This is a genomic window from Noviherbaspirillum sp., assembly GCF_035627455.1.
Classification (GTDB): Bacteria; Pseudomonadota; Gammaproteobacteria; order Burkholderiales; family Burkholderiaceae_D; genus Noviherbaspirillum.
This window is the reverse complement of record NZ_DASPLS010000014.1, coordinates 1-9,088: the sequence shown is the minus strand read 5'-3', so window position 1 is coordinate 9,088 and position 9,088 is coordinate 1. Positions and strand designations below refer to the sequence as shown.

Here is a 9,088-nt window from a genome sequence, read left to right as displayed (position 1 = left end):
CTACGCGATGTTCCCCAACCTGGCCGAGCGCAAGTCCAGCCAGGGCACGCGGCTGTCCGGCGGCGAGCAGCAGATGCTGGCGGTGGCGCGCATCCTGCGCACCGGCGCCAAGCTGCTGCTGCTCGACGAGATTTCCGAAGGCCTGGCGCCGGTGATCGTGCAGGCGCTCGCGCGCATGATCACCATGCTCAAGGCCAAGGGCTACACCATCGTGATGGTGGAACAGAATTTCCGCTTCGCCGCGCCGCTGGCGGACCGGTTTTACGTGATGGAACACGGGCAGATCGTCGAGACCTTCGCCGCATCCGAGCTGGATGCGAAGATGCCGGTGCTCAGTGAACTGCTCGGCGTCTGACAAGATCGATCTCTGCAAGAGAGAGTGTCATGGATATTTTCGGAATTCCGCTGCAGGCCATGCTGAGCCAGCTCTTGCTCGGTCTGGTGAACGGATCGTTCTATGCGATGCTGTCGCTCGGCCTGGCGGTGATCTTCGGGCTGCTCAACGTCATCAACTTCGCCCATGGCGCGCTCTACATGATGGGCGCTTTTCTTGCCTGGATGGGCCTGAATTACTTCGAACTCGGCTATTGGCAGACGCTGCTGCTCGCACCGCTGATAGTCGGGCTGTTCGGGGTTGTCATTGAGAAAACGATGCTTCGCTGGCTGTACAAGCTGGACCATCTGTACGGACTGCTGCTGACCTTCGGCCTGACGCTCATGCTGGAAGGCCTGTTTCGTTCCTTCTATGGCGTTTCCGGCCAGCCTTACTCGACGCCGGAAGCCTTGTCCGGCGCGTTCAACCTGGGTTTCATGATCATGCCGAAATACCGCGCCTGGGTGGTGGCCGCCTCCCTGACCGCCTGCCTCGCCACCTGGTATGTGATCGAAAAGACCAGGCTGGGCGCCTACCTGCGCGCCGGCACCGAGAATCCGAAGCTGGTGGAAGCGTTCGGCATCAACGTGCCCATGATGGTGACCCTGACCTATGGTTTCGGCGTCGCGCTCGCCGCGCTGGCCGGCGTGCTGGCGGCGCCGGTGACGCAGGTGTCGCCGCTGATGGGATCCAACCTGATCATCGTCGTTTTCGCGGTCGTGGTGATCGGCGGCATGGGATCGATCATGGGGGCGATCGTGACCGGCCTGGGCCTCGGCGTGGTCGAAGGACTGACCCGCGTGTTCTATCCTGAATTATCGTCGACCGTGGTTTTCATCATCATGGCAATCGTGCTGATGCTGCGCCCGGCCGGATTGTTCGGCAAGGAAAAGTAAGGAGAACAGGATGAACCGAAATATTGCATTTGCTGCGGGCGCACTGGTGCTGGCGATTGCCGCGCCGTTCATCGTCTACCCGGTGTTCCTGATGAAGGTGCTGTGCTTCGCGCTGTTTGCGTGCGCATTCAACCTGCTGATCGGCTACACCGGACTGCTGTCGTTCGGCCATGCGGCCTTCTTCGGCGGCGCCGGCTACATCACCGGCCACACGCTGAAAGTGATGGGCTGGCCGTTCGAGCTCGGGCTTGTCGCGGGCGTCATCGCCGCTGCGCTGATCGGGCTGCTGATGGGCTTGCTGGCGATCCGCCGGCAGGGCATCTATTTCACGATGATCACCCTGGCGCTGGCGCAGATGCTGTTCTTCGTGTGCCTGCAGGTGCCCTATACCGGCGGCGAGGACGGCCTGCAGGGCGTGCCGCGCGGACAGTTGCTCGGCATGATAGACCTGCGCAACGACTTGACGATGTATTACGTGGTGCTGGCGATCTTCATTGCCGGCTTCGCACTGATCCTGCGCACGGTGCACTCGCCATTCGGGCAGGTGTTGAAGGCGGTCAAGGAAAACGAGCCGCGCGCGATTTCGCTCGGCTACGACACCGATCGATACAAGCTGATGGCCTTCGTGCTGTCCGCGTCGCTCGCCGGGCTGGCTGGCGCGACCAAGACGGTGGTGCTCGGTTTCGAAACCCTGACCGACGTGCACTGGACCATGTCCGGCCTGGTGGTGCTGATGACCCTGGTCGGCGGCCTGGGCACGCTGGCCGGGCCGGTGGTCGGCGCGATCGTGATCATTGCGCTGGAGAACAAGCTGGGCGATTTCGGCAACTGGATGGCTTCCACCACCGGCATCGACTGGTTCCGCTCGATCGGCGAATCGGTGACCATCGTCACCGGTTTCATCTTCATCGTCTGCGTGCTGGCGTTCCGGCGCGGCATCGTCGGCGAACTGGCGGAACTGTTCCGGCGCAGGCCGCGCGAGCCGCTCTCGCATGGCGCGGATTCCGGTGCCGGCACCACGCTGGCGACGAAATAGGGGGGCGTGGCGCGCGGATGCCGGGCCCGGAGGTTCAGGAAAAGCCGACCACCGGGTGCGGCACATAGGGCTCTTCCAGCGCGCCGATTTCTTCCGGCGACAGCACGAGCGCCAGCGCCTTCGCCGCATCGTCCAGGTGGTGCGGCCTGGACGCGCCGACGATCGGCGCGGTCACGCCGGCCTTTTGCATCACCCACGCCAGTGCCACCTGGGCGCGCGGCACGCCGCGGTCCGCCGCGATCTTTGCCACGCGCTCGACCACCTGGCGGTCCGATTCCGCCATCTGGTCGCCATACATCCGCTTGGCAATTGCGTCGTTTTCCGAACGATGGCTGCTCTCGTTCCAGTCGCGCGTCAGCCGGCCGCGCGCCAGCGGGCTCCAGGGGAGGATGGCTACGCCTTCGGACCTGCACAGCGGGAGCATTTCCCTTTCCTCTTCCCGGTTGAGCAGGCTCAGGTGGTTTTGCATGGAGACAAACCGCGTCCAGCCATGCCGCTCCGCCAGGTACAGCGCTTTTGCGAATTGCCAGGCATACATCGACGATGCGCCGATGTAACGCACCTTTCCCGCCTTGACGATGTCGTGCAGCGCCTCCAGCGTTTCCTCGATCGGCGTCGCGTAGTCCCAGCGGTGAATCTGATAGAGATCGATATAGTCGGTCCCGAGCCGGCGCAGGCTGTTGTCCACCTCGGTCAGGATCGCCTTGCGCGACAAGCCGCCGATGTTGGGGCCGTTGCGCAACGGGTAATACACCTTGGTCGCGACCACCACCTCGTCGCGGCGCGCGAAATCGCAGAGGGCGCGGCCGACGATTTCTTCGCTGGTGCCATCCGAATAGCTGTTGGCGGTGTCGAAGAAATTGATGCCCAGGTCCAGCGCCTGGCGCAGGAAAGGCCTGCTTGCGGCTTCATCGAGCGTCCACGCGTGCATGCCGCGATCCGGCGCGCCGTAGGTCATGCAACCCAGGCACAGCTTCGATACTTTCAGGCCGGAACGGCCCAGATTCACGTACTCCATTGGCCCTCCACCTGCTGCCGCCGCGACGGCAGCGATACGACTGCGCAGTTTGCGCGCGTTGCCATATGGGACGCCTGCCGCTCGATGCTTGCCACGGCGACAAGCCAATCGACGAATACGCGCGCCGTCGGCGACACTTCCTTGTGGTCGGGATAGACGACGCAATACTGTTTCAGCCCGCGGATGGCAAAGTCCACCGGGTTGACGAGCGTTCCCTCCCTGAGTTCTTCCTGCACGTAAAGGCGCGGCACGAGGGCGACGCCGATGCCGACGCAGGCCGCCTGGATGATCATCGAAAACAGGTCGTAGCGCGGGCCCGCCAGCAGGTGGATTTCCTCGTGCCCGGCGGCGGTGAACCAGCGCGACCACGCGTCTTCGCGCGTGTTCTTGTGGAGCAGGGGGAGCGCGGCCAGGTCCGCGGCCTGCAGGACGGTCCGGCCAGCGAGCAGCTTCGGGCTGCAGACCGGGATCAGTTCTTCCTCGAACAATAATTCCTGGATGCAGCCGGCCCAGGCAGGGTGCCGGTAATGAATCGCCACGTCGAAGATCGAATCCCCGAACAGGAAGGGAAGGGCGCGTTCGGTCAGGTTGATCGTGATATCGGGATGGAGCGCATTGAATTCCGCGATGCGCGGAATCAGCCATTTGGCGGTAAAGGTGGGAATCACCGCCAGTTCGAGCAGCTTCTGGCCGTTCTGGTAGGACATCGCGCTGAGCGTGTTTCTCTCCAGCCGGTTCAGGTCGTCCCGCACTTTCAGGAAATACGATTTCCCGATATCGGACAGGGTCACGCGCTTTTTCACACGATGGAACAGCTGCACGCCAAGGTATTCTTCCAGCACCGCGATCTGCCGGCTGACCGCCCCTTCCGTCAACGACAATTCCTGCGCCGCGCGCGAGAAACTCTGGTAGCGCGCGGCGGCTTCAAACGCGATGAGTGCGCCAGTGCTCGGGATCTTCCTGCGCATGGGTCATCCAATCGGGCGCAATGATGAGATCTTCATTGTACTGGGCGAAGCAGGCCGTCATGCCACCGGATTGATCAAACTTTTTGCATTGGCGATACAGCCGGCGCGCGGCAATGATGGGAATACCTGCGGCGCTTCAGGTATACGCAAGCAGCCGGCCGCAGCAGATCACCGCCACCCAGATCACGATCGACGCCAGCGCATGCAGCTTCGCGCCAGGCGGCGCGGCCGTTCCCGAGTTCCAGGCGGAGACCGAACGGTACACGCCGCGGTGGAACAGGGTGGCATTGATGCCCGCCGTCACGATCAGGGCCAGCTTGAGCAGGAAAATCGGGTTGCCGATGAAGTCCTGCGGATGGGCGGCGAACATCATCAGGCCGGCAGGAACGATCAGCGCCAGGCTGGCGACCGACCAGGGCAGCAGATGACCCCCGAGCGAGCGCACCGGCAGTTGCGGCGCGAAGCCGAGCAGGCGCAAATCGAACATCAGCACCGACCCGACGAGGGTCGCGAAGCCGATGATGTGGACGATTTCAACGATCGGATACAGCCAGAGGCTGCTGCGCATCGCCTGTGAAAAGGGCAGCGCGGCGAGCCAGCCGAAGAATCCGGGCTCCGCGTGCATCAGCGCAGTTCCGTCGTCTTGCCGCCGAGGGTAATCCGCTCGGCGCGCAGCTCCTGATCGTTGTTGCGGTTGGGATAGCCGTACACGGTCGCCCGGCCGCCCGGCGCGAGCATCGCCTGCTCGAGGCCGCGGTTCTGCATGCGCGTCGGCGGCGCCAGCACGACGGTCCAGGTGCGCTCGGTCGTCTTCAGCCGCACGAAGCCGTGCGGATGTTCATAGCCGGACTCCTCGACCGTGCCGGTCAGCTGCAGCGGGCGGTCGGCGTCGTATTCGCTCCATCCGTGGTGGGCGAAAGCCGGCATCGAGAAAAGCATGGCGAGAATCGTGAATCGTTTCATGGTGCAGTCTCCGAATGGTGATGCAAGCCGGTCTTGCGCTATCTGCCGGCGGCCTTTTTTTGCGCTTCGGTAACGGTCCAGACATGGATCTTCCTGTCGTCAGCCAGCTCGGTTTTATCGGGCAGCCATTCCCCCATGTCCCACATATGCGATACCACGCGCGCTCCCGGGCGCAACTGCCGCCACAGGATGGGCCGCAGCTTGCGGTTGACGTGCGGCCACAGGAATAGCGTCACCACCGTGGCGTCCGAGAAATCGCTCGTATACAAATCCCCGACGAGGAACTTCACCCTGTTCCCAAGGCCCGCCTTTTCGGCGTTCTCGGTCGCTTCCGCGATGCGCTGCGGATCGAGGTCGATGCCGACGCCCCGCGAGCCGCGCTTCTGCGCAGCGGTGATCACGATCCTTCCGTCGCCGCAGCCGAGGTCATACAGCAGGTCGTTCTCGCTGACCTTCGCCAGTTCCAGCATGCGGTCGACCACATATGGCGGCGTAGGCTCATAGGGCACGTCGAGTTTCCTCGCAGGGAGACTTTGCGCGAACGGCATGGATGGGAACACGGCGCCGCAAAGGCCGGCAGCACCCAGCCTCAGTATCCGCCTGCGTCCCTCGCGGGACGGATTCGCATCGTGCTCTACGGTCATGGATCACCTCTCGTTCGCGCTATCGCGCTGTCTGCCCTTGTGCAGGGCGATCAGGACATCCTCATACAGTAAGAGCGGCAAAGCGGAAAAAGTTCTTCCGGGGCCGGTGACCGGGCAATACCGGCACGAAGCCCGGCGCCGGACGAGCGTGTCGGCTGCCCTCAGGTTGCCGCGGCCGGCAGCGTCGCGCCGCGCCGGGCCTGCCGCGAGAAATAGCGCGCGACCAGCGCCAGTGCGAGGACGCCGAGCAGCCCGGATAGCAGGAAATGGCCCTCATAGCCGAGCCGTTTCGCAGACAAGCCGCTCAGCGAGCCGACGATTCCAGCCAGCACCACCTGCGCGCAAGCCTGGATCGTGAAATCCGCCCCCTCATGTTCGGCCCGGCACTGGTTCATCATCACCGCAAAGAGCGCCACCGTCGACATGCCGTCGGCAACCTGTTCGAACAGCGTGATCGCGTAGACGGTGTGGCCAGCCGCGCCGTGCCGCGCCAGCCATGCCATCGCTGCGATCCCCAGCGCCTGCAGCAGGCCGAACAGGAGGAGCGAGCGCAGCGCGCCCAGGCGTGCGTAGAGCATCCCTCCCAGAAACGCACCGCCGATGCCGGCGAGGCTGCCGGTCAGCGTAAGCTGACCGAGCGCGCCGGAAGTCCATCCCTGGTCCACCAGCAGCGGCTTGATCATCGGCGAACCGAGCGAATCCCCGATCTTGAAGGTCAGCACCACAAGCAGCCAGCTCCCCATGCCGCGCAGGGCGAGGAAGCCGCGATAATGCGACCACAACAGCCGCGGGCCGGCCGGCTCGGCAGGATGCGCGGCGGGCGGCAGCCGGCGCTTTTCCGGGAACAGCAGCACCGGCACCATGGTGCAGCCGACCAGCAGTGCAATCAGGCCGATCGACGACCTCCAGCCCCAGTCCGCGACCACCATCAGCAGCAGGCTTCCGCTGACGATCATTCCGGCCTTGTAGCCGCCGACCTGCAGGCTGTTGCCCAGGCCGCGCCAGCGCGCCGGCAGCAAGCGGACTGCGAGGCCGTCGGTCGCCACGTCCTGCGTCGCCGCCGCCAGGTTCACCAAGAGCAGCAGCCCCAGCAGCACGGGCAGGGAAGGGCCGAACAAGGCGTCCGGCGGAAGCAGCGCCACCGCGGCCACCGCCAGCAGGACGCCGGACTGCAGTGGCAGGATCCAGCCGCGATAATGCCCGAACCGGGCCGACGCGAGACGATCGACCCACGGCGCCCACAATACCTTCAGCACCCACGGCAAGGCCAGCAGCTTGAGCAATCCGATCGCCGCCAGGTCGCTGCCGTGCTGGCGCATCAGCACCGGCAGCGCGTGCGCGATCAGGCCGGAAGGCAAACCCTGCGCGCAATAGAGCGCCAGCAGCAGCACGATGCTGCCGGCGCCAAGGGTCTTGCCATCGACGATGGAGGAAGTGGATTGCATGCGCCGGTTCGATTCGGAAAGAGGTGCGCAAATCTAGCCATGGGCACGGTTTTTTTGCAAGCCTGGCCATGCAGGGGGGCATGAATAATTCGGCCATGACACCCCGCCGGCATGCGGGCTTGAACATTCGTTATTCATCCATTCCGTCTGACCGGTGGCCGATACGCCTGCTTACAATTTCTGGCGCCGGCTGTTCATTGCCTGGCAGTATCATCAGGTTTTATCCCGCCTTTCGATATCGTGAAGTCACTCCTTGCAGCATTGATAATCATGGCAACCCTGAGCGGATGCGGCGCATTGGCCGCGCCCTGCCGCTTTGCCAGTGCGACCATCAAGATTGTTCCTGTTGTCGGTCATGCAGCGGCACTGCCCACCGATGCGTGCGCGGCAATCATCGATCCCTGAAACCTCCAGCCAGGTGTTTCGTGCGCCGCGTTGCCCGACCTGGGGTAGCGCCACAACACGCCATCTTCCGTCCGGCTTGCGACAGCAGCCGATACGGTTGACAAGGCTCCGGCCGTGCTCGGGCGGCGGCGCGCGGGATGTCGTGCGCAGTCAGATCGATCCGCTTACAGAAACGCATTGCGCGCCGTTTTTCCGGTGCAGTGTTGTGAGTTTGCACCAGGGTGAAACATTTGTTTTGAAGCCGGACAAGTTTGATGCACATCAATGTCACGGGGCAAAACGAACACGTACCATCCATTCCGTGAACGCAATTAGTTCCGCTTGAACTCTCAACCTGTTCCTTTCTTAGACCCGACTTCATCCTTTTTACAAGCAGCACTTTAGTCATACAGGACCCCCGCTTGCGAATCGCATTGCGAACCGGCGAAAGCCGGCTTGCGCGTACCCGCACGCCTGTTCCTACGGAGAAAACATGAAACATGAAGAGCAACCGACCAGGAAGGAAGAACTGCGTGCCTTTCTCGGGCTGACCGTCATCGCCGCGCCGATCCTGTCGGTGATGGTGGTCGGCGGATATGGCTTTGCGATCTGGATGATCCAGCTTCTCACCGGCTCCCTGCCGACGCAGTAAGCGACGAGACCGGAAAGGCATTCATTGATGGAACAGGAAATCCACATCGCCGGCATCGTGGTCTACACGCAGCCCGCACAACTCGAGTCGATCAAGTCTTGCATCGCCGAAGTGCCCTACGCAGAAGTCCACGCGCAGGACGCACACGGAAAGCTGGTCGTGACGCTTGAGACCGAAGGAACAAAACGCACTCTCGACACCATGGACGCCATCCGGGCGCTCCCGGGTGTGCTCGACACTGTACTCGTATATCAACATGCGGAACCGGCTTCCGCCCTTGCCCAGGAGATCCTTTAATGAAGCTTACACGGCGCGACTTCATCAAACAATCTGCCGCCGTCACTGCGGCTAGTTCGGTCGGCATTCCGATTCAATCCATCGCTTCCAACGTCGTCACCGATTCCTCGAAGACACAGCTTAAGTGGAGCAAGGCGGCCTGCCGCTTCTGCGGCGTGGGCTGCGGCGTCAACGTCGGCGTCAAGGATGGACGCGTGGTAGCGACGCACGGCGACATCAACGCGGAAGTCAACCGCGGGCTGAACTGCGTGAAGGGTTACTTCCTGTCGAAGATCATGTACGGCAAGGACCGCCTCACCAAGCCGCTGCTGCGCATGACGAACGGCAAGTACGACAAGAACGGCGAATTCACGCCGGTGTCCTGGGATGCCGCGTTCGACATCATGGCGCAGAAGTTCAAGCAGGCGCTGAA

Annotated in this window: 14 protein-coding genes; 7 read left to right on the top strand and 7 right to left on the bottom strand. The window is 63.2% G+C overall.

What is annotated here, in order from left to right; all coding sequences use genetic code 11:
* From VEC01_RS02220 to VEC01_RS02210, 3 genes are all read left to right on the top strand, one after another.
* Nucleotides 1-355: ATP-binding cassette domain-containing protein (locus VEC01_RS02220; RefSeq protein WP_324898319.1), on the top strand; the 355-nt coding region annotated here is incomplete at its 5' end.
* Between the two features lie 29 nt (nucleotides 356-384).
* Nucleotides 385-1,269, top strand: coding sequence for a branched-chain amino acid ABC transporter permease (locus VEC01_RS02215; protein ID WP_324898317.1), 885 nt, complete (start codon nucleotides 385-387; stop codon nucleotides 1,267-1,269).
* A gap of 10 nt (nucleotides 1,270-1,279) precedes the next feature.
* Nucleotides 1,280-2,305, top strand: coding sequence for a branched-chain amino acid ABC transporter permease (locus tag VEC01_RS02210; protein WP_324898315.1), 1,026 nt, complete (start codon nucleotides 1,280-1,282; stop codon nucleotides 2,303-2,305).
* A gap of 34 nt (nucleotides 2,306-2,339) precedes the next feature.
* Here VEC01_RS02210 and VEC01_RS02205 read toward each other — a convergent pair whose 3' ends face one another.
* The 7 genes from VEC01_RS02205 to VEC01_RS02175 form a co-directional block, all read right to left on the bottom strand.
* The gene (locus VEC01_RS02205; RefSeq protein ID WP_324898313.1) at nucleotides 2,340-3,323 is read right to left on the bottom strand and encodes an aldo/keto reductase; all 984 of its coding nucleotides are present in this window, start codon (nucleotides 3,321-3,323) and stop codon (nucleotides 2,340-2,342) included.
* Nucleotides 3,311-4,291 carry a LysR substrate-binding domain-containing protein gene (locus VEC01_RS02200; RefSeq protein ID WP_324898311.1) on the bottom strand — a complete coding sequence of 327 codons (981 nt, stop codon included), beginning with the start codon at nucleotides 4,289-4,291 and terminating at the stop codon, nucleotides 3,311-3,313. Before VEC01_RS02200 ends, VEC01_RS02205 begins: the two co-directional genes overlap by 13 nt.
* Nucleotides 4,292-4,427: 136 nt before the next feature.
* Nucleotides 4,428-4,916, bottom strand: coding sequence for a DUF6644 family protein (locus VEC01_RS02195; protein ID WP_324898309.1), 489 nt, complete (start codon nucleotides 4,914-4,916; stop codon nucleotides 4,428-4,430).
* A complete protein-coding gene (locus VEC01_RS02190; RefSeq protein ID WP_324898307.1) occupies nucleotides 4,916-5,254 on the bottom strand; it encodes a DUF6152 family protein in 339 nt (112 codons plus the stop codon). Before VEC01_RS02190 ends, VEC01_RS02195 begins: the two co-directional genes overlap by 1 nt.
* Nucleotides 5,255-5,292: 38 nt before the next feature.
* Nucleotides 5,293-5,763 carry a class I SAM-dependent methyltransferase gene (locus VEC01_RS02185; RefSeq protein WP_324898305.1) on the bottom strand — a complete coding sequence of 157 codons (471 nt, stop codon included), beginning with the start codon at nucleotides 5,761-5,763 and terminating at the stop codon, nucleotides 5,293-5,295.
* A 296-nt stretch (nucleotides 5,764-6,059) separates the two neighbouring features.
* Entirely contained in the window at nucleotides 6,060-7,343 is a 1,284-nt protein-coding gene (locus VEC01_RS02180; protein WP_324898303.1) for an MFS transporter, read from the bottom strand.
* A gap of 194 nt (nucleotides 7,344-7,537) precedes the next feature.
* Entirely contained in the window at nucleotides 7,538-7,678 is a 141-nt protein-coding gene (locus VEC01_RS02175; RefSeq protein WP_324898320.1) for a hypothetical protein, read from the bottom strand.
* On the opposite strand from VEC01_RS02175, the gene VEC01_RS02170 reads away from it, so the two are divergent.
* The 4 genes from VEC01_RS02170 to VEC01_RS02155 form a co-directional block, all read left to right on the top strand.
* The gene (locus VEC01_RS02170) at nucleotides 7,614-7,748 is read left to right on the top strand and encodes a DUF6726 family protein (protein ID WP_324898301.1); all 135 of its coding nucleotides are present in this window, start codon (nucleotides 7,614-7,616) and stop codon (nucleotides 7,746-7,748) included. The two genes, VEC01_RS02175 and VEC01_RS02170, sit on opposite strands and share 65 nt — an antisense overlap.
* Before the next feature lie 472 nt (nucleotides 7,749-8,220).
* Nucleotides 8,221-8,379, top strand: coding sequence for a periplasmic nitrate reductase, NapE protein (locus VEC01_RS02165; protein ID WP_324898299.1), 159 nt, complete (start codon nucleotides 8,221-8,223; stop codon nucleotides 8,377-8,379).
* A 27-nt stretch (nucleotides 8,380-8,406) separates the two neighbouring features.
* Nucleotides 8,407-8,676, top strand: a complete 270-nt coding sequence (locus VEC01_RS02160; RefSeq protein ID WP_324898297.1) for a chaperone NapD — start codon at nucleotides 8,407-8,409, stop codon at nucleotides 8,674-8,676.
* Nucleotides 8,676-9,088, top strand: a 413-nt coding sequence (locus VEC01_RS02155) for a molybdopterin-dependent oxidoreductase (protein WP_324898295.1), incomplete at its 3' end; no start/stop codon positions are given. The genes VEC01_RS02160 and VEC01_RS02155, both read left to right, overlap by 1 nt.

Bases quoted from the DNA above. Each gene is read 5' to 3' on its own strand.
- VEC01_RS02215 (WP_324898317.1), top strand. From the start codon at position 385: ATGGATATTTTCGGAATTCCGCTGCAGGCCATGCTGAGCCAGCTCTTG.
- VEC01_RS02210 (WP_324898315.1), top strand. From the start codon at position 1,280: ATGAACCGAAATATTGCATTTGCTGCGGGCGCACTGGTGCTGGCGATT.
- VEC01_RS02165 (WP_324898299.1), top strand. From the start codon at position 8,221: ATGAAACATGAAGAGCAACCGACCAGGAAGGAAGAACTGCGTGCCTTT.
- VEC01_RS02195 (WP_324898309.1), bottom strand. From the start codon at position 4,916: ATGCACGCGGAGCCCGGATTCTTCGGCTGGCTCGCCGCGCTGCCCTTT.
- VEC01_RS02170 (WP_324898301.1), top strand. From the start codon at position 7,614: ATGGCAACCCTGAGCGGATGCGGCGCATTGGCCGCGCCCTGCCGCTTT.
- VEC01_RS02205 (WP_324898313.1), bottom strand. From the start codon at position 3,323: ATGGAGTACGTGAATCTGGGCCGTTCCGGCCTGAAAGTATCGAAGCTG.
- VEC01_RS02160 (WP_324898297.1), top strand. From the start codon at position 8,407: ATGGAACAGGAAATCCACATCGCCGGCATCGTGGTCTACACGCAGCCC.
- VEC01_RS02200 (WP_324898311.1), bottom strand. From the start codon at position 4,291: ATGCGCAGGAAGATCCCGAGCACTGGCGCACTCATCGCGTTTGAAGCC.
- VEC01_RS02190 (WP_324898307.1), bottom strand. From the start codon at position 5,254: ATGAAACGATTCACGATTCTCGCCATGCTTTTCTCGATGCCGGCTTTC.
- VEC01_RS02180 (WP_324898303.1), bottom strand. From the start codon at position 7,343: ATGCAATCCACTTCCTCCATCGTCGATGGCAAGACCCTTGGCGCCGGC.